Source organism: Consotaella aegiceratis (assembly GCF_036541425.1).
Lineage (GTDB): Bacteria > Pseudomonadota > Alphaproteobacteria > Rhizobiales > Rhizobiaceae > Consotaella > Consotaella aegiceratis.
This window is the reverse complement of sequence record NZ_JAZHFT010000025.1, coordinates 55,545-78,354: the sequence shown is the minus strand read 5'-3', so window position 1 is coordinate 78,354 and position 22,810 is coordinate 55,545. Positions and strand designations below refer to the sequence as shown.

Genomic DNA, 22,810 nt, shown 5'->3' with positions numbered 1-22,810 from the left:
CAGTCGGCCATCGACCCGCAGACGACGAGGAGCAGGATCTCCGGCAATGGATGATAAATCCGCCGGACGTCGCGCGGATCCTCGATCTCGCCGAAATGCTCCAGCAGAACAGCCAGACGCGACTTGGGGCCCAGGGCATCGGCAGTAGGCGACATGGCGGCGGCTCCTCGAATCAACCGCCGCCATGGAATCAGTCTCTGCGCAACCCGTCACCCAATGTCATTTGAGTTCGGAGCCCTGGAAGGGCGCATGGATCGCTTTCCGCGGCTCTGAATTTCCTCTAAAGAAGCCCCTCGATCGTCGGCACACAGCGGAGGGCGGTGATGGCTGAGCCACAGCAAATCGACGACACGCCCGAACCGCAGACGCTTCCGGTCCTCTACGACGAGGACGGCGCCATCTCGTCCGCTTGGCTGCAAGGCATCGTCGAGGCGATCGAGCGCCGCGATACCGGCTATCTGCGTGACCATGTCGGCGGCCTGCACGAGTCCGAACTCGGCGATCTCCTGGAGCATCTGAGCGCCGACGATCGGCAGGCGCTGATCCGGCTCATGGGCGCGGACTTCGACTTCACCGCGCTCACCGAGGTGGACGAGACGATCCGTATGCAGATCGTCGAGGCGATGCCGAATGCGCAGATCGCCGAGGTGGTGCGCGAGCTCGATTCGGACGACGCCGTCTACATTCTGGAGGACCTGGACGAAGAGGATCGCAAGGAGATCCTCGAGCAGCTGCCGTTCCGCGAACGAATCCGGTTCCGGCGCGCGCTGGAATATCCGGAAGAGTCTGCAGGCCGGCGCATGCAGACCGAGTTTGTGGCCGTGCCGCCATTCTGGACGGTGGGCCAGACCATCGACTATCTGCGCGAAGAGGAAGGACTGCCGGACCGCTTCTCCCAGGTCTTCGTGATCGATCCGTCCTACAAGCTGCTCGGCGCGGTCGATCTCGACCAGATCCTGCGCACGAAGCGCCGGATCAAGATCGAAGACATCATGCACGAGACCCGCCACGCGATTCCGGCTGAGACCGACCAGGAAGAGGCGGCGCAGATCTTCGAGCAGTACGATCTGCTGTCGGCGGCCGTGGTCGACGACAACGATCGTCTGGTCGGTATCCTGACCATCGACGACGTGGTCGACGTGATCCAGGAAGAGGCCGAGGAAGACATCCGGCGCCTGGGCGGCGTCGGCGACGAAGAGCTGTCCGATACAGTGACGACGGCGGTGCGCTCGCGCTTCACTTGGCTCCTGATCAATCTGGGCACGGCGATCGTCGCGTCCCTGGTGATCAGCCTGTTCGACGCCACGATCCAGCAGATGGTGGCCCTGGCGATCTTGATGCCTATCGTCGCCTCGATGGGCGGCAACGCCGCCACCCAGACGATGACGATTGCGGTGCGCGCGCTCGCCACAAGGGACATCGACATCTACAACGCGGGCCGGATCATCCGCAGGGAGACTTTGGTCGGCCTCCTGAACGGCCTGCTTTTCGCGTTGCTGATCGGCGTCCTGGCGGGCTTCTGGTTCGACAGCAAGGACCTGGGAACGGTGATCGCGCTTGCCATGATCATCAACATGCTGGCGGCGGCGCTGGCCGGGATCTTGATCCCGCTGGTGCTGGAGCGCGTCGGCGCGGATCCGGCGATCGCGTCGGGCGTATTCGTGACGACCGTGACCGACGTCGTCGGCTTCTTCGCCTTTCTCGGGATTGCGGCCTGGTGGTTCGGCCTGCAATGAAGGCCATCGGGCGGCCCGGTCGCTTGATGACCGAGGTGGAGTGGGGGCGTCCCGATGCGCGGCTACTATACGATCAGCGAGTTGACACGCGAGTTCGGCATTTCGACCCGCACCATCCGCTTCTACGAGGACGAAGGCCTGATTGCGCCGCTCCGACGCGGCCGATCGCGCTTCTATCGTCAGTCCGACCGGGAGCTGCTCAAGACGATCCTGCGTGGCAAGCGGCTCGGCTTCACCCTGGCCGAGATCGCCGAGATCCTGGAGATCCAGCAGACGGTGCCCGACGAGGTGGCGGCACTCCGCACGATGGTCCGCCGCGTGGCCGACAAGCGCCGCGACCTGGAAGAGAAACAGCGGGACATCGAGGACATGATGGTCGAACTCGACCACGCCGAGGAGGCTTGCCTGACCCGCATGGCGGAGCTGGGTGTCGCTTCCGGCTCCTGAAGGGATCCGGACGTTATTCGGCCTGCTCGACCTCGGCCGTGCATTGCGCGGCCATGGCGTGGACCCGGTCCGTTTCGTCTTGCGTCGGCGTGCCGGACACCAGACTGTCCATCAGACCCTGGCTGACCAGGTTTTCCTGCGCACAGGCGCAGTAGCGACGGCAGAAGGCCTCGTCCCGCATCGGGATGCAGCTCGCCTGGCATTGGTCGCGGAACACGTCGATCGGATTCGGCGGCGCGATCTGCGCGAAGATCCAGACCAGTGCGATCAATATCGGCTGATGCAGCAGATAGAACAGCAGCGCGTGCCGACCGACCAAGGCGAGCGGGCGAGCCGGGGCGAGAAGCGCGTTCATCCCGCGCAGGCGATCCCAGAGCGCCCGGTTTGAGAGAAGCTGGCCCGTCGCCAGGCCCAGAAGCACGACCCCGGTCCAGGGAAACACCGGCACGAGGTCGGTCGACAGCGGCGGATGTTCGGCCAAGCCGGTCCAGGCCAGCCAGCGAGGATTGAGGATCGGCGTGCCGTAGAGCCAGGGCAGGGCGATGGCTATGGCTCCGGCGGCCGCAGTGAGCGGCCAGGGCGTTTTCAGGAAGATCAGGCCGATCAGGCTCGCCAGCGCGATCTGATGAAGGATGCCGAAGAACACGAAGGCATCCGGCGTGAAGAAGAAGGTCGCCACCGTGATCGTCAGCGCGGAGGCGACGATCTGGGCCTCGCGCTTCCAGAACGCCGGCCAGCGGACACCGCGCCGATGGGCGAGCACCAGACTGAGGCCGACGAGGACGAGAAACGTCGAAGCGATGGTTCGCGCAAACAGGCGCCAAGCGCCGTGGCCGGTGACGCCGGGGGCGAGATAGCCGAAAAACTCGAGATCCCAGCCGAAATGGTAGACCGCCATGGCGATCAGCGCGAGGGCACGGGAGACGTCGAGAAGCATGATGCGAGAGGAAGACGCGGGCGAAGAACGCTCGGACACGGAAAAACCTCTGAACTGGAAACGCATCAACGCGTCCTATTTCTGTGTTGGCGCTCTGTCGGCAAGAGGCGGGCGAGCGGGTAGATGACACATCAAGGACACGTCATGAAGAACATCGAGGCCAGCGGAGCGTCCATTCCCGCCATCGGTTTCGGAACCTACCCCCTTAAGGGCAAACATGGCGTCGAGATGGTCGCGCGCGCCATCGATGCCGGCTATCGCCACATCGACACCGCGCGCATCTACGACAACGAGAAGGAAGTGGGCGAGGGCATTCGGCTGAGCGGCATCGATCGGAGCGAACTGTTCGTCACCACCAAGATCTGGTGGACGGACATCTCCGATAAGCGTCTGGTCCCGTCCGCGAGGCAGGCCCTCGATGCGCTCGGCCTGGAAAAAGTTGATCTGCTGCTCATCCATTGGCCGAACCAGGAGATCGCGCTGGAGGAATCGATCGACGCGCTCAACCAGGCGCGGGCCAAGGGCCTGGCGCGGCACATCGGCGTGGCCAACTTCACCAGCGCCATGGTCGATGAGGCCGACGCGATGTCCTCCACGCCGCTGGTCTGTAATCAGGTCGAATATCATCCGTTTTTGTCGCAAGAGGCGGTGTACGCCTGCTGCGAGCGGCACGACATGGCCATGATCGCCTACTCCCCCGTCGGCCAGGGAGGCGAAGTCCTTGCCGATCCGACGATCCGCTCGATCGCTGAGCGGCATGGCAAGACGCCGGCGCAGGTGGTCCTGCGTTGGGAGATCGAACAGCAACTCGTCGGCGCCATTCCCTGCACGTCCCGGCCCGAGCGGCTGAAGGAAAATATCGACATTTTCGATTTCGAGCTGACCAAGGACGAACATGCGTCAATCACCGCGCTGACGGGACGGCGACAACGGCTCGTTGATCCGACCTTCGCGCCGAACTGGGACCGCGCCTGATGGACGAGGAGGAAGTCGCGCGTTTCGGCCGGTCGCTGTTCGATCGCGCCCAGGACTTTCTGGATTATCTCAGCCAGCCGGTCACGCTGTTGCAGCTCGGCGTCGTGGTGGTGGCCTATCTGTTGGCCTGGGTGCTGGCGTGGCTGACCCACGGAGCGCTGGAAGCGCAGGCGCGGCGCATCAAGGGCGCGCCTGGCATCCTGCGCATCGTCGTGGCCTTCATGCGCCGGCTGCGGCTGGTCTATTTCGTCGTTCTGTTGTGGGCGGTCACACTGGTCGATGGGCCGTTGGCCGGCCAACGGCTTCGCCTCGTATCGATCGTCCTCTCGCTGGCGCTCGCCTATCTGGTCATCGCGATCGGATCTCGCATCATCCGCAACCGTGTGGTTGCCCGTCTGATCACGGCCGTCGCGTGGATCGTCGCGGCGCTGTCGATTCTCGATCTAACGGCTCCTGTCACCTCCGCGCTCGACCTCGCCGCCATCACCGTCGGCGCGGCCCGCATCTCGGCGCTTCTGGTGCTGAAGCTGATCGCAGTCGTGGCAATCGCACTGTGGATCGCCAACATCGTCGGGCGATTTTTGGACCGAAGGGTTCAGCGCAGCGACGAACTGACGCCAACCCTGCGCGTGCTGATCGGCAAGTTCCTGAAGATCGGCCTCATCTTCGTCGCCTTGGCCATCGCCCTTGCATCCGTCGGGGTGGACCTGACCGCACTCACGGTTTTCTCGGGCGCTATCGGCCTCGGTCTGGGCTTCGGCCTGCAGAAGGTCGTGTCGAACTTCATCTCGGGAATCATCATCCTGCTCGACCGCTCGATCAAGCCGGGCGACACGATCTCTGTCGGCGAAACCTTTGGCTGGATCCGGGAGTTGCGGGCGCGCTTCGTCTCCGTGGTGACGCGCGACGGCAAGGAATATCTGATCCCCAACGAGGACTTCATCACCAATCGGGTGATCAACTGGTCCTTCACCGACGAACTGGTGCGCATCGACGTGACCTTCGGCGTGTCCTACGACTCCGATCCGCATGAGGTCATTCGCGTTGCCAAGGAGGCCGCCAGGACGCCGGAGCGCGTGGTCTCGCACAAGGATCCCGTCTGCTGGATGACCGGCTTCGGAGAATCCTCGCTCGACTTCATCTGCCGGTTCTGGATCACCGATCCCCCCGCCGGTCTCGCCAACGTGCGCGGCCAGGTGCTGCTTGCGATCTGGGACGCGTTCAAGGAGAACGGGATCAAGATTCCCTATCCGCATCGCGAGGTGCTGTTCAAATCGCCGATTACGATGGGAGCGCCGCGATCGGACGGGGAGATCGCGGCCGCTGCAGCGGCCGCCGAGCCGCCGCCGACATGAGCGGACTGCGCAGTCGTGCCGTCCGCCACCCTGCCCGAGTCTCGAAGGGGCCTTCGTGTTTTTCATCCTGTCCAAGATCGTCTGGTTCGTCATCCAGCCTCTGGCCGCGATCGTGCTTCTCGGCGCGCTGGGTTTGGTCTTGCGCTGGTTCGGCGTCCCACGGCTGGGAACGACGGCGCTGGTTCTGGCATGCGTCGCTCTCCTTATCGTGGTGTTTTCGCCGCTGGGCCTATTAATGATGAGCGGCCTGGAAAATCGCTTCCCGCGACCGCAACTGCCGGAAACGGTCACGGGCATTGTCGTGCTGGGCGGCTCCTTCGATACGCGCGTGGCGCGCACGCGGGACCTTGTGGAATTCAACGAAGCGGCCGATCGCCTGACCGCCACGGTGACGCTCGCCCGGCGCTATCCGGATGCGAAGATCCTGTTTACCGGCGGCGTGGCGGCCATTCTGGAGGACGATATCCCGGAGGTTCGACCGGCCGCCGCCTTCTTCGACGCTATGGGACTGCCGCGCGATCGCCTGATTCTGGAGGGCAAGTCACGCAACACGGTCGAGAACGCCGAGCATAGCCGCGCGCTCGTCGATCCGCAGCCAGGCGACACATGGCTGCTGGTCACCTCGGCCTTTCACATGCCGCGTGCGGTCGGCTGCTTCCGCAAGGTCGGCTTCGACGTGATTCCCTATCCGGTCGACTATCGCACGCCGGCGGGCGCCGTTGCTTGGCGCCCGTCCACCATGGTGACGCGCAACGTCGAAAAGGTGGATATCGCTCTGCGCGAATATATCGGTCTGTTGGCCTACTGGTGGACGGGGCGAATCGAATCCGTGTTTCCGGCACCCCGCTGACCTGCCGGCTGCTACATCATCGAGCCGCCGTCAGGCGGCGAACTGTCCTCGATATGCCAGTCCCAACCGGCGCCGCTTGGCCGCTCGTCCTTATCAGAGAGCGCGACGACGGCATGCGCCGGCGAAAAATACTGACGATGGGCCAGGATCACGATGGTCAAGACGGTCGTGACGATCAGCAAGCTGGGTCCGAGAAACCAGCCCAGGTAGGCGATACCGAAGAAGATGGCCCGCAGGCCGGCATTGAAGTGCATGGCGGCGAGGCGATTCATCATCGCCGCGCGGTCGAGCGCGAGGCCGGCGGCCTTGGGATCCTTCACAGCTTCGTTCCGCATCGGCACCGCGCCGATCAGGATCGAGCAATAATTGAACAGCCGATAGGCCCAGCCGAATTTGAAGAAGGAAAACGCGAAGATCGCCACCAGGCCAAGCAGCTTCGTCTCGACCAGCGACTTCTCCAAAACGCCGTGAAACGGCAGATCGGCCGAAATGGCGGCGATGCGGTCGACCGAGCCCAGCAAGGCGAAACAGCCGCCGATGGCGAAGATGCAGGCCGAGGCGAAGAAGGCCGTGCCCTGCTGCAAGCCGCCCATGATGGCAGTGTCGATCATCCGGAAATCGCGGTCCAGCATCACTCGCATCCAGTGATGGCGCTGCTCGTTCATCAGAAAGCTGAGGGCATATCGACGCACCGGACTGGCGTCGTTCAGCCACGAATAAGCGACCCATCCCGCCAGGAAAACCACGATGGCGACCGCATCCATCCAATCGAAGTTCGGCATGTGTTCGACGTTCCTGTGCTGTGGGTGCCGGACGACCCGGCCTTGACCTTTTCGGCCACACCATATTAACCCGCTGCGGCTTCTGCCTTGCGCATGGCTTGCGTGCGAAATTCGCATGGGGCTTGTGGCAGAGATGGTTTATAGATATTTAACGCGCCGCAGGTCTGGTGGGGGACACCAAGACGACCTGCCCTCAGTGTTTGGGAAAATATAGCGATCCATGGAAGACAGCGTGCACAAGTCGTGCTGGGGCGTCACCGTTTGGACGGTTGCCGCCTTCATGGCCATTCTGGCGCTCGCCTATCTCTTCGGCAGTGTGGATACCGTCGCCGTCGCCGCGGCGGGCTGATCAGACCACAGACGTCGCACCGCAAGGATTTTGGATGCCGTTTGGGCCGGCTGGCCGAACGACATCGGAGTTCTCTGGTCCGTGCACAGCTTTGCCGTCCGCAGTGACTGCTTTCGCTTGACCGCGAGATAGCAGCGCGGCAGTGAGATGCGATGCCTCTGCATATGATCAAGCTCTGTGTCGGCGCCGACAGTGTCGAGGACCTCGGCTCGTGGATCGACGAGCGGCGGCGCCTGGCGGAAGCGCAGGGCGAGGCTTTCGAGCAGCGGCATCAGACCCGGATGTTCCCCAAGCGCGCGGACGAGATCGTCAACGGCGGATCGCTCTATTGGGTCATCAAGGGGCAGGTTCAGGTCCGCCAGAAAATCCTGGCCCTGCGCCCCGTGGTCGATGCCGAGGGGATCAGTCGCTGCCACATCGTACTCGACCCTCGGCTCGTGGCGACCCGTTGGCAGCCGCGGCGTGCCTTTCAGGGGTGGCGTTATCTGGATGCAGCCGATGCGCCCCCCGATGCAGGAGAGGGCGAGGAGGGGATGATGTCCCTGCCGGTCCATCTGCGCCGCGAGCTTTCGGACCTCGGCCTGCTTTGATGATCGGCCGTCGGCATTGACCGGCGGCTTGCCTGATCTGGTGCGAGGAACCACATCTCGCCCAGGAGGAACCGATCGATGCCCGCCGACCTGACCCGTACAAGCGACGGCCTGCCCAGCGCCCGATCCGACAGTCTCGACGTCGATACGTTTCTGGCGCAAGCCGGCCGATCGATCCAGGATCGCGGCCGCCTGATCTTCGCGCTCGATGCAACGATGAGCCGCCAGCCGACCTGGGATCGCGCCTGCCGGCTTCAGGGCGAGATGTTCACCGCCGTCGAGGGCATCGGCTCGCTTGCCGTGCAGCTCCTTTATTATCGCGGGTTTTCCGAATGCCGCGCCTCCAAGTGGGTCGGCGATGCAGCAGCTCTGCGCGACCTGATGACCCGCATCGACTGCCGGGGCGGCCATACGCAGATTTCCAAGGTGCTCGCCCACGCGCGCCGCGAGACGGGCCGGCACCGGGTCAACGCCCTGGTCTTCATCGGCGATGCCGTGGAAGAGGGTGTCGACGATCTCTGCCGCGCTGCAGGCGAACTCGGCGTTCTCGGCCTGCCATGCTTCATGGTTCAGGAAGGACGGGAGAGCACGGTGGAAACAGCGTTTCGTGAGATCGCGCGGCTGTCCGGCGGCGCCTATCTGCGTTTCGACGAGGGCTCCGCGGCCGCCTTGTCGAACCTGCTGCGGGCCGTGGCGGCCTTCGCCTCTGGTGGATATGCGGCGCTCGAACGCGACATCAGCCAGGAAGGCCGACTGCTTCTCGAGCAGATGCGGCGCCCGGGCGCGACGGGGCCATGATCTATCTGCTGTCGGCGGCCGCCTTTGCAGTGGTCGTGATCTCGCTCATCCGCATCCTGCTCAACACCCCGGCGGAAACGCTCGCGCGATGGCTGCGCCGCGCCGGCCCCATCGCGCTGATCGCCATCGGCGGCGTGCTGGCCCTGATCGGCCGGGCGGCGATCGGCCTGCCGTTGGCCGGCCTCGGATTGGCGGCGTTGCGGCGTTCGCGTTTTGGGGCAGCAGGCGGCGCCACCTCTTCGGCTCGAACATCGAGCGTGCGCAGTGCCTATCTGGCGATGACCCTCGATCACGACACAGGTGAGATCGAGGGCGAGGTACTGAGCGGCCCGTTTCAGGGCCGGCCGCTTGCCAGCTTGAACGAGGCCGATCTGCGAAAATTGCTCGGCGAGGTTGCGGCCGATGCCGACAGCGTCCGGCTACTGGAAGCTTATCTTGACCGCCGACTTTCCGGCTGGCGTGAGCGCTTTGATGCGAATGCGGGCGACGGGCTGGGATCCGCGCCAGGCGCGGGCGCCATGACACAGGAGCAGGCCTACCAGATCCTTGGGCTTCAGCCGGGAGCGACCCTCGCGGAAATCCGCGAGGCGCATCGCCGCCTGATGAAGCGGGTTCACCCCGACCACGGCGGAACCGACTTTCTGGCCGCCCGCATCAACGAGGCGAAGGCCCTTCTGATCGATCGACATCGCTAGGTCCTGATACTCTTGATATTTACTCATGGATGGACGGGGTGCCGTCAATTGGCGACCGCGTAGCAGGCGTAGGAATGACGCTTCAGCGCGGCGCAGGCGTCCCAAGCCTCGTCCTTGGTGGTAAACCCGGCGAAACGCGCGCGGTAAAGCACTTGGGACTGGCTATCGACGGTCTCGGTGAACGGCTGAGCATCGCTCAGCGCGCTGCCGACCTTGCTCTTGGCCTCGCTCAGCATGGCCATGGCGTTCTGGCGCTCCGGCACGGCCGCGATCTGGACCACCCAGGGCGACGTGGGAGACAGCTCGGCGTCGCCCACGGCGATCGAACCCGTGGTGGTGGGATCGAGATCGCGTCCGCCGGGAATGGCTGCCGGCGGCACCGGGGCGGACGGGGCGGACGGGGCGGACGGGGCGTAGCCGACCGCCGTCGGGATTTCGATCGCCGGCCCGCGAGCAGGCGTCATCAAGGCCTGACGAAGGGCTTCACGGCCAAGGATCGGACGCTCGTTCGGGATCGGGGTCCGAGCAGGGATCGCGGCGGCCTCGTCCATCTCATAGGCCATGGCGATGCGTTCCTCGATCGTCATCTCGCGCGGCTGAGAGGTCGGGGCCGGCGCGGCCACGGCGACCATTTGCGGCTGCGGCTGCGGTGCGACCGCCACGGCGACCGCGTCGGCCGGAATGACGGCATTGAAGCGAGCCGTCGGCACGGGAACATTCTCGGGCAGGCCGGACGACGCCGACGGGCTGTAGGAGGCGACCAGCGGTCCGCTGCTGCGTGTCGACGCTTTCGGCAGATACTTGCCGAGCAGATCGACCATCTCGTTGTCGCGGCTCGTGCCGGTCCGGCCACCGAGGACGACGGCGACGACGTTACGGCCGTCGTCGCGCTTGACCGAGGTCACGAGGTTGAAGCCGGAGGCGTTGATGAAGCCGGTCTTGATGCCGTCCGCACCTTCGACGCGGTCGAGGACCCGGTTGTGGCCCGGAATCTTCTGCCCCCGGAAGGTGTAGGAGCGCGTCGCGAACATGCTGTAGTACTGGGGGAAATGCGCCCGCAGGGCGATGCCGAGGGTCGCCATGTCGCGCGCCGTCGTGTGCTGGGCGCTGTTGGGCAGACCGTTGGCATTCTTGAAAACGGTGTTGCGCATTCCGAGCTGGCGCGCCTTGGCGGTCATCATCTGTGCGAACTTCGCTTCCGAACCGCCGAGAAATTCCGCCAGTACCACGGCGCCGTCGTTCGCCGACCGCGTGATCAGTCCGAGGACGTCGTCCCTGACGCTGATCGTCGAGCCGGGCTTCAGACCGAGCTTCGAAGGAGGCCGGGCGGCCGCGTAGCTCGAGACCGGCATCTGCGTCGACATGGAGATGCGCCCCTCACGCAAGGCTTCGAAGGTGAGGTAGATCGTCATCATCTTCGTCAGCGAGGCGGGATAGCGCGGCTCGTCTGCATGGCTCGAATACAGGACGTTGCCGTTGTTGGCGTCGATGACGAAGCCCGCATATTTCTCGTTGGCGGCAGCCGCAGGCGTCGACAGCTGAGTTGCAAACACCGCGCCGACGGCGACAGCACCAACAATTTTCACGAGGCAGGCAGTGGCGGACTTCAGGCTCGGGAAAGCGATGCGCACAAGTTTTCTCTCGTCTCTTCGAGCGGTGGGCGGTCTCCGCCCAAAAACCCGATGCTCAAGGACACGAAAGCTCTCAAAGGCTTCGTCTCCTTTTCGAATGTCCGCACCCTAGTCCGATCGATGTTACCAATCGGTTTATGGTTGCCGGGAGCTTTCTCGATTCGCCACGCATCAAGACAAATTGGAGCATGAGTTCGAGTCCATCCTGAGGCAGCCGCGCGTCCTTGAACAGGCCCGTGGAGGCATTGCGAATCTAATGCTCAGTGAGTCTTATCAAATCGGCGGCGCCGATGCCAAGCTGATCACGGGCTCACGGCGGATCAGAGGGGGCGATCACAACACGGTGATCCGTCCGACGGGTTCGATCGGTCCGACGCAATGCCCATATGCGTGCTCGATGATGGGCCAACCGACTTTTCGACGGCGGTTTTACGCCTTAAATTCGCGTGGGTTGGTTCTTACATCTGTTCAGCGGCAAAAGGTGGTGAAGTGAACGACGGTGGCTCCTATGGCGTCCTTACCCGGGTGATACGCGCCCAGGCGGACAAGACCGACGGAACCGGCACGGACCGCGGAACGTCGGTCGTCACGAAGCCGAGACCGAAAACGAAGAAGCCAAGCCTTTACAGAGTCCTTCTTCTGAACGACGATTACACTCCGATGGAGTTCGTCATTCACGTTCTCGAGCGTTTCTTCCAGAAGGATCGTGAAGCGGCCACCCAGATCATGCTGCACGTGCACAACCACGGTGTTGGGGAGTGTGGGATTTACACCTACGAGGTTGCGGAGACCAAGGTCACGCAGGTTATGGATTTCGCCCGTCAGCACCAGCATCCGCTGCAATGCGTGATGGAAAAGAATTGAGGTGAAGCTTGCCGACATTTTCGCAAAGTCTGGAAAAGTCGCTGCATCAGGCCCTGATCTACGCCAATGAGCGGCATCAGGAGTTCGCGACTTTGGAGCATTTGCTCCTGGCTCTGATCGAGGACAAGGACGCGGCGGCTGTGATGCGGGGCTGCAGTGTCGACCTCGACGTCCTGCGTGCCAACCTGACGGAGTACATCGATACCGAACTGGCCAATCTCGTGACCGGTCACGAGGAAGAATCGAAGCCGACGGCAGGCTTCCATCGCGTCATTCAGCGCGCGGTGATCCATGTCCAATCTTCCGGGCGCGAGGAAGTGACGGGCGCCAACGTGCTGGTCGCCATCTTCGCCGAGCGGGAGAGCCATGCGGCCTATTTCCTGCAGGAGCAGGAGATGACGCGCTACGACGCCGTCAATTTCATTTCTCACGGCATTTCCAAGCGCCCCGGCGCCTCGGAGAGCCGGCCGCTGCGTGGCGCCGAGGACGAGCAGTCGACGCTCGGCTCCGACGAGGAGGGGCGGCGCAAGAACGCCCAGGACGCGCTCAGCGCCTACTGCATCAATCTGAACGAGAAGGCCCGTGCGGGCCGTATCGACCCGCTGATCGGCCGCGCCGACGAGATCAACCGCACCATTCAGGTGCTCTGCCGCCGGTCCAAGAACAATCCGCTCTATGTCGGTGATCCCGGCGTCGGCAAGACGGCGATCGCCGAAGGCCTCGCCAAGCGGATCGTCGAGGGCGACGTGCCGGAGGTCCTGGCCGACGCGACGATCTTCTCGCTCGACATGGGCACGCTGCTCGCCGGCACACGCTATCGCGGTGACTTCGAGGAGCGCCTGAAGCAGGTGGTCAAGGAGCTCGAGGAGTATCCTGGGGCCGTTCTCTTCATCGACGAGATCCATACGGTGATCGGCGCCGGCGCCACCTCGGGCGGCGCGATGGACGCCTCGAACCTGTTGAAGCCGGCGCTGTCGTCCGGCACGATCCGCTGCATCGGCTCGACCACCTACAAGGAGTTTCGCCAGTTCTTCGAGAAGGACCGCGCTCTGGTGCGCCGCTTCCAGAAGATCGACGTGAACGAGCCAAGCGTCGAGGACGCGGTGTCGATCCTCAAGGGTCTGAAGCCTTACTTCGAGGACTTCCATCATGTGAAGTTCACGAACGAGGCGATCCGGTCGGCCGTCGAGCTGTCGTCGCGCTACATCAATGACCGCAAGCTGCCGGACAAGGCGATCGACGTCATCGACGAGACGGGAGCCTCACAGATGCTCCTGCCGGAATCGCGGCGCAAAAAGCAGATCGGCATCCGGGAGATCGAGGCGACGGTCGCGACCATGGCGCGCATCCCGCCCAAGACGGTTTCCAAGGACGACGAGCAGGTGCTGGCCAATCTGGACGAGCAGCTGAAGCGCGTCGTCTACGGTCAGGACAAGGCGATCGAGGCGCTGGCCTCGGCGATCAAGCTGGCGCGGGCAGGCCTGCGCGAGCCGGAGAAGCCGATCGGCAGCTACCTGTTCTCCGGCCCGACCGGCGTCGGCAAGACCGAGGTGGCCAAACAGCTCGCTGCCAGCCTCGGGGTGGAGCTGTTGCGCTTCGACATGTCGGAATACATGGAGCGGCACACCGTCTCGCGGCTGATCGGCGCGCCTCCGGGCTATGTCGGCTTCGACCAGGGCGGCCTGCTGACAGACGGCGTCGATCAGCATCCGCACTGCGTCCTCTTGCTCGACGAGATCGAGAAGGCCCATCCGGACCTGTTCAACATCCTTCTGCAGGTGATGGACCACGGCAAGCTGACCGATCACAACGGCAAGCGTATCGACTTCCGCAACGTCGTCCTGATCATGACGACGAATGCGGGCGCCGCCGAGATGGCCAAGGCTTCGATCGGCTTCGGCCCGTCGCAGCGCACCGGTGCCGACGAGGAAGCGATCAACCGGATGTTCACGCCGGAGTTCCGCAACCGTCTCGACGCGATCATTCCGTTCGGCGCGCTGCCGACTCCGGTCATTCATCAGGTGGTCGAGAAGTTCGTCATGCAGCTGGAAGCTCAGCTGTCCGAGCGTGGCGTTACCTTCGACCTGACGCCGGACGCCATCGCTTGGCTGGCCGACAAGGGCTATGACGAGCACATGGGCGCACGGCCGCTGGGCCGCGTCATCCAGGAGCACATCAAGAAGCCGCTGGCGGACGAGGTACTGTTCGGCAAGCTGAAGCGCGGCGGAACGGTGCGTGTCAGCGTGGTGGAGAAGGACGGCGAGAAGTCTCTCGAACTGGAGGCGCTGTCCGACGAACTGCCGGTCAAGCCGAAGCGGCCGCCGCGCTCGCGCAAGAAGGAGCCGGCGGAAGCCGTGGCCGGCGACGTCTCGGGCGAAGACGCCTCGACGCGTTCCGCTCCGGCGCCGAAGTCCGGCGGCAAACGCTCCAGCGCAGTCCCGAAGGTGCCGCGGAAGTCCTCGTGACCCCCGACCGGAGTGAAGGCCGACCCGGCCAATAGTTTAGAGCCCCGTCGTCCCCATACGGCGGGGTTTCCTTTTGGCGGGGCGGATACTGCCCGCATTGTTTGTTGCAGGAGGCGACGATGGCCGAACCGGACTGGCTGAGATGGTCGCGGGATTTGCAGGCGATTGCCCAGAGCGGGCTGACCTTCGCCAAGGATGCCTACGACCGCGAGCGGTACGAGATGCTGCGGGTGATGGCGTCGCAGATCATGGCCACGCACAGCGGCGTCGATGCGGACTGGATCGAGGACCTGTTTGCCGGCGAGACGGGCTATGCGACGCCGAAGGTCGACGTGCGCGGCGCAGTCTTCGACGAACGCGGTCGCGTCCTGATGGTCCGCGAGGTGGCGGATAGCGGACGATGGACGCTGCCCGGCGGATGGGCCGACGTCAATTTCTCGGCCGCCGAAAACGTCGTGAAGGAGGTTCGCGAGGAGAGCGGCTTCGAGGTGCGGGCCCGAAAACTGGCCGCGCTCTGGGACCGCACGCGGCAGGGGCATCCCGACAGGGTCTTCTCCTGCAGCAAGGCCTTCTTCATCTGCGAACGAGTCGGCGGCGCGGCGACCACAAGCCTCGAGACCTCGGAGATCGGATGGTTCGCTGAGGACGAACTGCCGGAAGACCTATCGCTCAGCCGGGTTCTGCCGCAACAACTTCGGCGCATGTTCGACCATTGGCGCGAACCCGATCTGCCGACCGAGTTCGACTGATCGGGACCATCGTCTGAGGCGGGATCGGAGGCCCCGGAAACGGCTCAGGCCAGCGCCTGCCGGATCTTCTCGGCCTGCTCGGCCAGCATGTCGTTGTCGGCCATGCCGCCGCCGTGCTTCTTCAAGTCCACCCCCGCGTAGCGAGGAATCACATGGAAGTGCAGGTGGAAGACCGTCTGGCCCGCCGGCTCCTCGTTGAATTGGCAGACGAAGACGCCATCGGCCTCAAACGCTGTCTTGGCCGCCCGCGCGAGTTTGGCGACGACCGGCATGACCCGGGCCAGCGTCTCGTCGGAGGCGTCGAGCATGTTGCGCGACGGGGCTTTGGGAATCACCAGGCAGTGGCCCTCGGACTGCGGCATCACGTCCATGACGGCCAGCGCCGCATCGTCCTCATAGAGCTTGTGGCTCGGGATTTCGCCGCGCAGGATTTTCGCGAAGATGTTGCCGTCGTCATAGGTCTGCATGGGAAATCGTCCGGTTGGTGCCTGTGAGCCCCAAGTCTAGGCGTTCGTGGCCGCACAGGCCAGGGCTCAGCCCTCCTGGTCGCCGTTGCCTTTCCGGTATGGGGTATGTTCGCCGAGACTATCGGTGAGGTCCGCGATGTCCTCGCGCTCGCGCTCCAGATAGTCCTCGATCGCGGCGCGCAGGCCGGGATGCTCGATATAGTGGGCGGAGTGTGTGGTCACCGGCTCATAGCCGCGAGCCAGCTTGTGCTCGCCCTGCGCACCGGCCTCCACCAGCGCCAGCTTGTTGGCGATCGCGTAGTCGATGGCCTGATGGTAGCAGAGCTCGAAATGCAGGAACGGGTGGTCCTCGACGCAGCCCCAATAGCGACCGTAGATGGTGTCGCGGCCGACGAAGTTGAGGGCGCCGGCCACATAGCGTCCGGCATGCCGCGCCATCACCAGCAGGATCTGGTCGCCCATCCGCTCGCCGACGATGCTGAAGAAGCGGCGGTTGAGGTAGGGGCTGCCCCATTTGCGGCTGCCGGTATCCATGTAGAACTCGAAGAAGGCATCCCAGGCGGCCTCCGTCAGGTCCTTGCCAGTCAGCCATTCGACGTCGATGCCGTCGGCCAGCGCCTCGCGTCGCTCCTTCTTCAGTGCCTTGCGTTTGCGCGAGGTCAGAGTGGCGAGGAAGTCGTCATAGGACGCATAGCCGCGATTGACGAAGTGGAACTGCTTGTCGGTCCGGTGCAGGAAGTCGCGCGACCGCATGGCGGCAAGATCGTCGGGCGTCAGGAATGTGGCATGGGCCGATGAAAGCCCGAGCTTGCCGGTATAGGCCTTGATCCCCTCGCAGAGCGCCAGCCGGCGAAACTCGGCGTCGGGCTCGCTGCCGACCAGCAGGCGCGGCCCCGTCGCCGGAGTAAAGGGCACCGAGATCTGCAGTTTCGGATAATAGCGCCCGCCCGCCCGCTCGAAGGCGTCGGCCCAACCCCAGTCGAAGACATATTCGCCCTGGCTGTGGGTCTTCAGATAGGCGGGAGCGAGCGCGATCGGCGTTCCGTCGCCGCGTTCCAGGATCAGGTGCTGAGGCAGCCATCCTGCGCGACGCCCGACGCAGCCGCTATCCTCCAGCGACGCCAGAAAGGCGTGCTGTACGAACGGATTGTCCGGCCGCCCGTGGCAGGACCCCGCCGGCGAGGTGGCGGCCATCCGATCCCATGTTTCGGCGGAAATGTCGGCGATCTTGTCGGCAACGCGCACCGACAGGACACCATCGGAGGATCCGTCGGCGGCTGTGGAAGATTGATCTGTCTTCATCAAGAGCAAGCTACCGCTGCCGAAGCAGCGGGCAAGTCACAACCTGTTGCACTGCAGCGCCGCGATGGGATGAGGCTCAGGGCCCGGGCCGTAAGCCCTCGAACGTCATCTGGTCGGCATGGGCATTGCTCACGGCCACGTCCTGCGGCGTGCGGACGGTCCAGCAGATGACCGGCAGCTTCTCATCGTCGCGAACCCAGGAGATGAATGGGTTCGGCAGATGATGGACGTTGTAGGAAACGAAGGAGCAGCCGCGTTCGAACACCCGGCGATGGCGGGCAAATTCCGCCGGCGCCGTTCCCTCCGCCGTGAGCCCGATGGGGCAGGGCGGGTGCGCGGCGAGCGCCTGGGCAATCAGCCCCTCGTCGAACGACATCAACGCCAGCGGGCCGCCATAGCCGGCGACGAGCGGCAGGAGCGTCGCCAGGAAATGGGCATCGTTGGTGGCGCTGTCGCTCTTCATCTCGATGACCAGCGGCACGGCGCCGGCAACGAGGTCCAGAAGATCGGTCAAGGAGGGGATGTGATCGGCCGTGCCGCCCACGGCGATCTTGGCGAGTTCGCCCGCCGTCCGGTCGCAGAGCCGCCCCGTTTCGTTGGTCACGCGGTCGAGCGTGCTATCATGGAAAACGACGGGGACGTCGTCGGCCGACAGGTGAACGTCGCATTCGATCCCGAAGCCGGCATCGCGCGCAGCCCGAAACGCCGACATGGTGTTTTCCCAGACGGTCTGGTTGCCATCGTGCAGCCCACGATGGGCGATCGGCCGCCGGGTCAGAAAGTCGAGCGAGCCTTTGAAGGCGGCCGACATGTCAGTCGACCTCGAACAACGCTTCGATTTCGACCGCAGCGTCGAGCGGCAGAGCCGGAACGCCAACGGCCGAACGGGCATGGCGGCCCTTGTCGCCGAGAATCTCCACCAGGAAATCCGAGGCGCCGTTGGCCACCTTGTGCTGCTCGACGAACTCCGGCGCGCTGGCGACGAAGACCGACAGCTTGAGCAAGCGCTGGACACGGTCGAAGCCATCGAGCGCCGCCTTGACCTGGGCGAGGATGTTGATGGCGCATAGGCGGGCGGCGCGCTGGCCCTCTTCGAGAGAGACGCCGGCCCCGAGCTTTCCGGTGACGGCGAGCTGCCCGGCTTCCATCGGAAGTTGACCGGATAGCTGCAGTGTCCGGCCGAACGTGATGGCGGCCACGTAGTTCGCGGCCGGGGCAGCCGCCTGTGGCAGCTCGACACCACAGGACGCGAGACGATCTTCGATGCTGTCGGTCATTCCATTTCCCTCGTTCCGATCGTTGGGATTGCGTGTTAGCACGTTGTCGGGTCTTCGGTCGCCTGTCGGCCGCTCGCATTCGAAGGAAATTGCATCGCATGCCGCCTCGTTTCGTTCTTCCGGCCGCCCTGGTCTCGATGCTCGTTCCGTCGGCGGCCAGCGCGGGGCCGGCGATCGCCTCGCACCGGGCCGTCTACGACCTGACGCTGGCGCAGCAGGGTCAGGACATCATCGACGCACAAGGCCGGATCGCGCTCGAACTGCACAACAGCTGCGACCACTTCGACCTGAACTACCGTTTCGTCGCAAGATTCGTCGAGGATCAGGAGATGATTCTCACCGATCAGCGGACGACCTCGCGAGAGACCATGGCGGGCGACCGTTTCGAGTTCACCACACAGGCCTTCGTGGACGGCGTGCAGCATTCGGTGACGAAGGGCGAAGCGGTGAACGACGGCAATGCAACACGCGTCGAGCTGGAGGAGCCTGCGGCGCAGACTTTCGAGCTGCCGCTGTCGGTGTTTCCGATGAAGCATACGGTCGAACTGATCGAGCAGGCCGAGATGGGACGCCGTATCGTCGAGGTGCCGATCTTCGACGGAGACCAGGATGCCAATCAGCTGCTGACCAGCACCGCGATCATCATCCCGGACGCCACGCGCGATGCCGAAACGGCGGGCCGGTCCGGCCCCAAGCCGGACAGCAAGCAGGCGACGGCTCAGACGAAGCCCGACGGCGGCGACGCCAAGGGCAAGCAGGCCATACGGTCCGCGCTTGCCGGCCTGAAATCCTGGCGCGTCAGCGAATCCTACTATTCCGCCGACAGCAACGAGGACGGGATGCCGATCTTTCGGACCGCCTACCGGCTCTACGAAAACGGCGTGTCGGACGAACTCCTGCTGGACTATGGCAGCTACGCCCTCGAGGGCGGTCTCTCGACGCTGGATTATCTCGACGCGCCGGCCTGCCCGTAGCCGCCCTTTTCAAACCGGCTTTCCATCGCCATATCAGCGGCCGCGTCCTTGCCCATTGGCGATTGATGGTGTAAGGGGCGCGCCATTCCACACACGGAGACCGGGATCGACGCCTGATGGCGACTATCCCACCGGTGGCGGCATCCGGCCGCTTCGATCCGTGGAGGCTTAACCGGTAAAGGACACCATCGATGGCTCTGCCAGACTATTCCATGCGCCAGCTTCTGGAAGCCGGCGTTCACTTCGGCCACCAGACCCACCGCTGGAACCCGAAGATGTCGCCGTTCATCTTCGGCGCGCGCAACAACATCCACATCCTGGATCTGGCCCAGACGGTGCCGATGCTGCACCAGGCGCTCCAGGCGGTCAGCGACACCGTAGCCTCGGGTGGCCGCGTTCTCTTCGTCGGTACCAAGCGTCAGGCTTCCGAGATCGTCGCCGAAGCGGCACAGCGCTCGGCCCAGTACTTCGTCAACGCCCGTTGGCTCGGCGGCATGCTGACCAACTGGAAGACGATTTCGCACTCGATCCAGCGGCTGCGCAAGCTCGACGAGTTGCTCGCCGGCGAGGCGCAGGGCTTCACCAAGAAGGAGCGCCTGACGCTGCAGCGCGAGCGCGACAAGCTCGAACGTGCTCTCGGCGGCATCCGCGACATGGGCTCGGTGCCCGACATGATCTTCGTGATCGATACCAACAAGGAATCGATCGCCATCGACGAAGCCAAGCGGCTGCGCATTCCGGTGGTTGCCGTCGTCGACTCGAACTGCGATCCGGCGCGCATCGATTACCCGATTCCGGGCAATGACGATGCGGCTCGCGCGATCACGCTCTATTGCGACCTGATCGCCAAGGCGGCCATCGACGGCATCGCACGCCAGCAGGGCGCCCTGGGCGTTGACATCGGCGCGATGGAAGAGGCTCCGGTCGAGCCGGCCATGGAAGAAGCGCCGATCGTGTCGGAAGAGGCGGCCGCTGCGGATCAGGCTGCGGCAGAAACCCCGGCTGCCACCGAAGAGGCACCGGCCGCTACCGAAGAGGCGGCGGCGAGCTGATCGCCCATTCGCCGTCTTCGGCTCCGTCGACGACGGCATCGGATCGGATGCGTTTCATCCCTGTGTCATATCCCTGGCGCACCTCTCCGGAGTGTGCGCCTCTTGATGAAAGAAGGTCTAGGTCATGAGCATTTCTGCTTCGACGGTTAAGGAGCTGCGCGAGAAGACCGGCGCGGGAATGATGGATTGCAAGGCCGCGCTCACCGAGACCGGTGGCGACATGGAGGCCGCAATCGACTGGCTGCGCAAGAAGGGCATCGCCAAGGCCGACAAGAAGTCGGGCCGTACGGCGGCCGAAGGGCTGGTCGGCGTCGCATCGGGCGACAGCAAGGCGATCGTCGTCGAGGTCAACTCCGAGACAGACTTCGTGGCGCGCAACGACGCCTTCCAGGGTTTGGTTCGCGACATCGCCCATGCCGGTCTGGAGACGGACGGTTCGACCGAGGCTGTGGCCGCGGCGACCTATCCCGGCGGCTCCAAGACGGTCGCCGACGTGGTTCGCGATGCGATCGCCACGATCGGCGAGAACATGGGGCTGCGCCGCGCGGCGATGCTGAGCGTCGGCGAAGGCGTGGTTGCGACCTACGTCCACAATCAGGTGGCGGAGGGCCTCGGCAAGATGGGCGTGCTCGTCGCGCTCGAATCGGCTGGCGACAAGAACGCTCTGACCCAGTTCGGGCGCCAGGTGGCGATGCATGTCGCTGCGACCAATCCGCTCGCCCTGACGGCGGAGGATGTCGATTCCGCGACGGCCGAACGCGAAAAGGCGATCTTTGCGGACCAGGCCCGCGCCTCCGGCAAGCCGGACACCATCATCGAGAAGATGGTCGAGGGACGTATGCGCAAGTTCTACGAGGAGGTGGTCCTCCTGAAGCAGAACTTCGTCATCAACCCGGACCTGACGGTGGAAAAGGCGCTCGCCGAGGCCGAAAAGGAGTTCGGCGCTCCGGCCAAGATCACCGGCTTCATCCGGTTTGCCCTGGGTGAAGGCATCGAGCGGGAAGAGAGCGATTTCGCGGCCGAGGTTGCCGCGGCTGCCGGCAAGAAGTAACCGGTAGCTCGAACCGAACTGCGCTGGGCGCCCGCGTGACAATCGGGCGCCCTTATTGTATCGCAAGCCGGCACTGGACAAGGTGAAGCATGACGGCGGAACTTCGCTACAAGCGTGTCCTTCTCAAGGTTTCCGGCGAGGCCCTGATGGGCCACCAGGGCTTCGGCATCGACGTCACCGTCGCCGATCGGATCGCAGGCGATATCGCCGAGGTTCATCGGCTCGGCGTGGACATCTCCATCGTCATCGGCGGCGGCAACATCTTTCGCGGCGTCGCGGTCGCCTCCAAGGGCGGCGATCGGGTGACGGGCGACCACATGGGCATGCTCGCCACCGTGATCAACGCGCTGGCGTTGCGCACTTCTCTGATCAAGCTCGGTGTGGACGCGATCGTCCTGTCGGCCATCGCCATGCCGGAGATCTGCGAAAGCTTCTCACAGCGCGCGGCGCTCGCGCATGCCAGCGCCGGGCGCGTGGTGATCTTTGCCGGCGGCACCGGCAATCCGTTCTTCACCACCGACTCCGCCGCCGCCTTGCGCGCCGCCGAAATGGGCGCGGACGCGCTGTTCAAGGGAACGCAGGTCGACGGCATCTACAGCGACGATCCCAAGAAAAATCCGGCGGCCGAGCGCTATGATGCGCTCACCCATGAGCAGGTTCTGAGCCAGGGGCTGGCGATCATGGATGTGGCGGCCATCGCGCTGGCCCGCGACAACGGCATTCCGATCGTTGTCTTCTCTATCCACCAACAGGGAGAGTTCGCCCGGATCCTGAAAGGTGGCGGCCTCGCAACCATCGTTTCGGACTGATTTTCGTTTCGACTGATTCCGGGCGACGCTCGAGGGAAGGAAAAAGACCATGACTGATTTCGACTTCAAGGCACTGAACCGCAGGATGGAAGGCGCCGTTTCCTCGTTTCACGGCGACCTGTCCGGTCTACGCACCGGACGCGCTTCCGCCAGCCTGCTCGAGCCCGTCGTCGTCGAGGCCTATGGCAGCCCCATGCCGCTCAACCAGGTTGCGACGATTTCGGTGCCCGAGCCGCGCATGATCGCCGTTTCCGTCTGGGACAAGTCGATGGTCGGCAAGGTCGAGCGCGCCATTCGCGACAGCAACCTGGGTCTCAACCCCATTACCGATGGAACGACGCTGCGTGTTCCGATCCCCGAGCTCAACGAGGAGCGCCGTAGGGATTTGGTAAAGGTCGCGCACCAATATGCCGAAAATGCGCGCGTCGCCGTTCGCCATGTTCGACGCGACGGGATGGACACGCTGAAGAAGATGGAGAAGGATGGTGAAATCGGTCAGGACGACAGTCGGCAAATGTCCGACCGCGTCCAGAAGATGACCGACGACACCATCGCCGAGATCGACAAGACGCTTTCCACTAAGGAAAGCGAGATCATGCAGGTCTAGAAGGCGGGTTCATTCTCGACCATCGCGGCGAATAGAACACGAGAGGGC

The 22,810-nt window shown here is 64.3% G+C and carries 25 protein-coding genes; 17 read left to right on the top strand and 8 right to left on the bottom strand.

Features of this window, described 5'->3' with window-relative positions:
- Nucleotides 1-155 (bottom strand): transposase family protein (locus SMD10_RS16570; RefSeq protein ID WP_331686841.1); only part of this gene is annotated, 155 nt, incomplete at its 3' end.
- Between the two features lie 168 nt (nt 156-323).
- Between SMD10_RS16570 and mgtE the strand changes: the two genes are divergently transcribed.
- Together mgtE and SMD10_RS16560 are read left to right on the top strand one after the other, a co-directional pair.
- On the top strand, nt 324-1,736 hold the full coding sequence (mgtE, locus tag SMD10_RS16565) for a magnesium transporter (RefSeq protein WP_331686835.1): 1,413 nt from the start codon (nt 324-326) through the stop codon (nt 1,734-1,736).
- Between the two features lie 54 nt (nt 1,737-1,790).
- A complete protein-coding gene (locus tag SMD10_RS16560; protein ID WP_331686834.1) occupies nt 1,791-2,183 on the top strand; it encodes a MerR family transcriptional regulator in 393 nt (130 codons plus the stop codon).
- Nucleotides 2,184-2,196: 13 nt separating this feature from the next.
- Here SMD10_RS16560 and SMD10_RS16555 read toward each other — a convergent pair whose 3' ends face one another.
- Nucleotides 2,197-3,159, bottom strand: coding sequence for a heparan-alpha-glucosaminide N-acetyltransferase (locus tag SMD10_RS16555; RefSeq protein ID WP_331686833.1), 963 nt, complete (start codon nt 3,157-3,159; stop codon nt 2,197-2,199).
- Nucleotides 3,160-3,264: 105 nt separating this feature from the next.
- Here SMD10_RS16555 and SMD10_RS16550 point away from each other — a divergent pair, with 105 nt between their 5' ends.
- Genes SMD10_RS16550 through SMD10_RS16540 form a run of 3 tightly spaced genes read left to right on the top strand, consistent with a single transcriptional unit; the run spans nt 3,265 to nt 6,300 of the window.
- Nucleotides 3,265-4,095, top strand: coding sequence for an aldo/keto reductase (locus tag SMD10_RS16550; protein ID WP_331686832.1), 831 nt, complete (start codon nt 3,265-3,267; stop codon nt 4,093-4,095).
- Nucleotides 4,095-5,450: a mechanosensitive ion channel family protein gene (locus SMD10_RS16545; protein ID WP_331686831.1), complete on the top strand. Its 1,356-nt coding sequence runs from the start codon at nt 4,095-4,097 to the stop codon at nt 5,448-5,450. Before SMD10_RS16550 ends, SMD10_RS16545 begins: the two co-directional genes overlap by 1 nt.
- 55 nt (nt 5,451-5,505) lie before the next feature.
- On the top strand, nt 5,506-6,300 hold the full coding sequence (locus tag SMD10_RS16540) for a YdcF family protein (RefSeq protein WP_331686830.1): 795 nt from the start codon (nt 5,506-5,508) through the stop codon (nt 6,298-6,300).
- Between the two features lie 11 nt (nt 6,301-6,311).
- On the opposite strand, the gene SMD10_RS16535 is transcribed toward SMD10_RS16540, so the two are convergent.
- Nucleotides 6,312-7,082, bottom strand: a complete 771-nt coding sequence (locus SMD10_RS16535) for a DUF599 domain-containing protein (RefSeq protein WP_331686829.1) — start codon at nt 7,080-7,082, stop codon at nt 6,312-6,314.
- A gap of 220 nt (nt 7,083-7,302) precedes the next feature.
- On the opposite strand from SMD10_RS16535, the gene SMD10_RS16530 reads away from it, so the two are divergent.
- The 4 genes from SMD10_RS16530 (at nt 7,303) to SMD10_RS16515 (ending at nt 9,514) form a co-directional block, all read left to right on the top strand.
- A complete protein-coding gene (locus SMD10_RS16530) occupies nt 7,303-7,431 on the top strand; it encodes a hypothetical protein (RefSeq protein WP_331686828.1) in 129 nt (42 codons plus the stop codon).
- 152 nt (nt 7,432-7,583) lie between these two features.
- The gene (locus SMD10_RS16525) at nt 7,584-8,021 is read left to right on the top strand and encodes a DUF1489 family protein (RefSeq protein ID WP_331686827.1); all 438 of its coding nucleotides are present in this window, start codon (nt 7,584-7,586) and stop codon (nt 8,019-8,021) included.
- 78 nt (nt 8,022-8,099) lie between these two features.
- Nucleotides 8,100-8,819, top strand: coding sequence for a vWA domain-containing protein (locus tag SMD10_RS16520; protein ID WP_331686826.1), 720 nt, complete (start codon nt 8,100-8,102; stop codon nt 8,817-8,819).
- A complete protein-coding gene (locus SMD10_RS16515) occupies nt 8,816-9,514 on the top strand; it encodes a DnaJ domain-containing protein (protein WP_331686825.1) in 699 nt (232 codons plus the stop codon). Before SMD10_RS16520 ends, SMD10_RS16515 begins: the two co-directional genes overlap by 4 nt.
- A 44-nt stretch (nt 9,515-9,558) precedes the next feature.
- Here SMD10_RS16515 and SMD10_RS16510 read toward each other — a convergent pair whose 3' ends face one another.
- Entirely contained in the window at nt 9,559-11,145 is a 1,587-nt protein-coding gene (locus SMD10_RS16510) for a D-alanyl-D-alanine carboxypeptidase (protein ID WP_331686824.1), read from the bottom strand.
- A gap of 525 nt (nt 11,146-11,670) precedes the next feature.
- Between SMD10_RS16510 and clpS the strand changes: the two genes are divergently transcribed.
- The 3 genes from clpS to SMD10_RS16495 all read left to right on the top strand — a co-directional run bounded on the left by clpS (nt 11,671) and on the right by SMD10_RS16495 (nt 15,223).
- Nucleotides 11,671-12,009, top strand: coding sequence for an ATP-dependent Clp protease adapter ClpS (gene clpS, locus SMD10_RS16505; RefSeq protein WP_432757262.1), 339 nt, complete (start codon nt 11,671-11,673; stop codon nt 12,007-12,009).
- An 8-nt stretch (nt 12,010-12,017) separates the two neighbouring features.
- Complete coding sequence (gene clpA, locus SMD10_RS16500) at nt 12,018-14,474, top strand: ATP-dependent Clp protease ATP-binding subunit ClpA (RefSeq protein WP_331686823.1); 2,457 nt, start codon at nt 12,018-12,020, stop codon at nt 14,472-14,474.
- Between the two features lie 119 nt (nt 14,475-14,593).
- Nucleotides 14,594-15,223 (top strand): NUDIX hydrolase, encoded by a 630-nt coding sequence (locus SMD10_RS16495; protein WP_331686822.1) that lies wholly within the window; start codon nt 14,594-14,596, stop codon nt 15,221-15,223.
- A 44-nt stretch (nt 15,224-15,267) separates the two neighbouring features.
- Here the strand turns inward: SMD10_RS16495 and SMD10_RS16490 are convergent, their stop codons facing one another.
- The 4 genes from SMD10_RS16490 to SMD10_RS16475 form a co-directional block, all read right to left on the bottom strand.
- On the bottom strand, nt 15,268-15,690 hold the full coding sequence (locus tag SMD10_RS16490; protein ID WP_331686821.1) for an HIT family protein: 423 nt from the start codon (nt 15,688-15,690) through the stop codon (nt 15,268-15,270).
- Between the two features lie 66 nt (nt 15,691-15,756).
- On the bottom strand, nt 15,757-16,992 hold the full coding sequence (locus tag SMD10_RS16485) for a GNAT family N-acetyltransferase (RefSeq protein WP_331686820.1): 1,236 nt from the start codon (nt 16,990-16,992) through the stop codon (nt 15,757-15,759).
- A gap of 76 nt (nt 16,993-17,068) precedes the next feature.
- On the bottom strand, nt 17,069-17,803 hold the full coding sequence (locus tag SMD10_RS16480) for a glycerophosphodiester phosphodiesterase family protein (protein ID WP_331686819.1): 735 nt from the start codon (nt 17,801-17,803) through the stop codon (nt 17,069-17,071).
- Between the two features lies 1 nt (nt 17,804).
- Complete coding sequence (locus SMD10_RS16475) at nt 17,805-18,269, bottom strand: RidA family protein (protein ID WP_331686818.1); 465 nt, start codon at nt 18,267-18,269, stop codon at nt 17,805-17,807.
- A 98-nt stretch (nt 18,270-18,367) separates the two neighbouring features.
- On the opposite strand from SMD10_RS16475, the gene SMD10_RS16470 reads away from it, so the two are divergent.
- From SMD10_RS16470 to frr, 5 genes are all read left to right on the top strand, one after another.
- Complete coding sequence (locus SMD10_RS16470; RefSeq protein ID WP_331686817.1) at nt 18,368-19,243, top strand: EipB family protein; 876 nt, start codon at nt 18,368-18,370, stop codon at nt 19,241-19,243.
- Nucleotides 19,244-19,434: 191 nt separating this feature from the next.
- Nucleotides 19,435-20,295, top strand: a complete 861-nt coding sequence (gene rpsB, locus SMD10_RS16465) for a 30S ribosomal protein S2 (RefSeq protein WP_331686816.1) — start codon at nt 19,435-19,437, stop codon at nt 20,293-20,295.
- A gap of 124 nt (nt 20,296-20,419) precedes the next feature.
- Nucleotides 20,420-21,346, top strand: coding sequence for a translation elongation factor Ts (gene tsf / locus SMD10_RS16460; protein ID WP_331686815.1), 927 nt, complete (start codon nt 20,420-20,422; stop codon nt 21,344-21,346).
- 89 nt (nt 21,347-21,435) lie between these two features.
- Nucleotides 21,436-22,155 carry a UMP kinase gene (gene pyrH / locus SMD10_RS16455; protein ID WP_331686814.1) on the top strand — a complete coding sequence of 240 codons (720 nt, stop codon included), beginning with the start codon at nt 21,436-21,438 and terminating at the stop codon, nt 22,153-22,155.
- A gap of 49 nt (nt 22,156-22,204) precedes the next feature.
- Complete coding sequence (gene frr / locus SMD10_RS16450; protein ID WP_331686813.1) at nt 22,205-22,762, top strand: ribosome recycling factor; 558 nt, start codon at nt 22,205-22,207, stop codon at nt 22,760-22,762.
- Nucleotides 22,763-22,810 lie beyond the last annotated feature (48 nt).

Excerpts from the sequence above, each read along its gene's own strand:
- SMD10_RS16535 (WP_331686829.1), bottom strand. The coding sequence starts at position 7,082 with ATGCCGAACTTCGATTGGATGGATGCGGTCGCCATCGTGGTTTTCCTG.
- SMD10_RS16520 (WP_331686826.1), top strand. The coding sequence starts at position 8,100 with ATGCCCGCCGACCTGACCCGTACAAGCGACGGCCTGCCCAGCGCCCGA.
- SMD10_RS16470 (WP_331686817.1), top strand. The coding sequence starts at position 18,368 with ATGCCGCCTCGTTTCGTTCTTCCGGCCGCCCTGGTCTCGATGCTCGTT.
- SMD10_RS16475 (WP_331686818.1), bottom strand. The coding sequence starts at position 18,269 with ATGACCGACAGCATCGAAGATCGTCTCGCGTCCTGTGGTGTCGAGCTG.
- rpsB (WP_331686816.1), top strand. The coding sequence starts at position 19,435 with ATGGCTCTGCCAGACTATTCCATGCGCCAGCTTCTGGAAGCCGGCGTT.
- tsf (WP_331686815.1), top strand. The coding sequence starts at position 20,420 with ATGAGCATTTCTGCTTCGACGGTTAAGGAGCTGCGCGAGAAGACCGGC.
- frr (WP_331686813.1), top strand. The coding sequence starts at position 22,205 with ATGACTGATTTCGACTTCAAGGCACTGAACCGCAGGATGGAAGGCGCC.
- mgtE (WP_331686835.1), top strand. The coding sequence starts at position 324 with ATGGCTGAGCCACAGCAAATCGACGACACGCCCGAACCGCAGACGCTT.
- SMD10_RS16545 (WP_331686831.1), top strand. The coding sequence starts at position 4,095 with ATGGACGAGGAGGAAGTCGCGCGTTTCGGCCGGTCGCTGTTCGATCGC.
- SMD10_RS16525 (WP_331686827.1), top strand. The coding sequence starts at position 7,584 with ATGCCTCTGCATATGATCAAGCTCTGTGTCGGCGCCGACAGTGTCGAG.
- SMD10_RS16495 (WP_331686822.1), top strand. The coding sequence starts at position 14,594 with ATGGCCGAACCGGACTGGCTGAGATGGTCGCGGGATTTGCAGGCGATT.
- SMD10_RS16515 (WP_331686825.1), top strand. The coding sequence starts at position 8,816 with ATGATCTATCTGCTGTCGGCGGCCGCCTTTGCAGTGGTCGTGATCTCG.
- SMD10_RS16485 (WP_331686820.1), bottom strand. The coding sequence starts at position 16,992 with ATGAAGACAGATCAATCTTCCACAGCCGCCGACGGATCCTCCGATGGT.
- SMD10_RS16550 (WP_331686832.1), top strand. The coding sequence starts at position 3,265 with ATGAAGAACATCGAGGCCAGCGGAGCGTCCATTCCCGCCATCGGTTTC.
- SMD10_RS16530 (WP_331686828.1), top strand. The coding sequence starts at position 7,303 with ATGGAAGACAGCGTGCACAAGTCGTGCTGGGGCGTCACCGTTTGGACG.
- SMD10_RS16560 (WP_331686834.1), top strand. The coding sequence starts at position 1,791 with ATGCGCGGCTACTATACGATCAGCGAGTTGACACGCGAGTTCGGCATT.
- SMD10_RS16480 (WP_331686819.1), bottom strand. The coding sequence starts at position 17,803 with ATGTCGGCCGCCTTCAAAGGCTCGCTCGACTTTCTGACCCGGCGGCCG.
- pyrH (WP_331686814.1), top strand. The coding sequence starts at position 21,436 with ATGACGGCGGAACTTCGCTACAAGCGTGTCCTTCTCAAGGTTTCCGGC.
- SMD10_RS16490 (WP_331686821.1), bottom strand. The coding sequence starts at position 15,690 with ATGCAGACCTATGACGACGGCAACATCTTCGCGAAAATCCTGCGCGGC.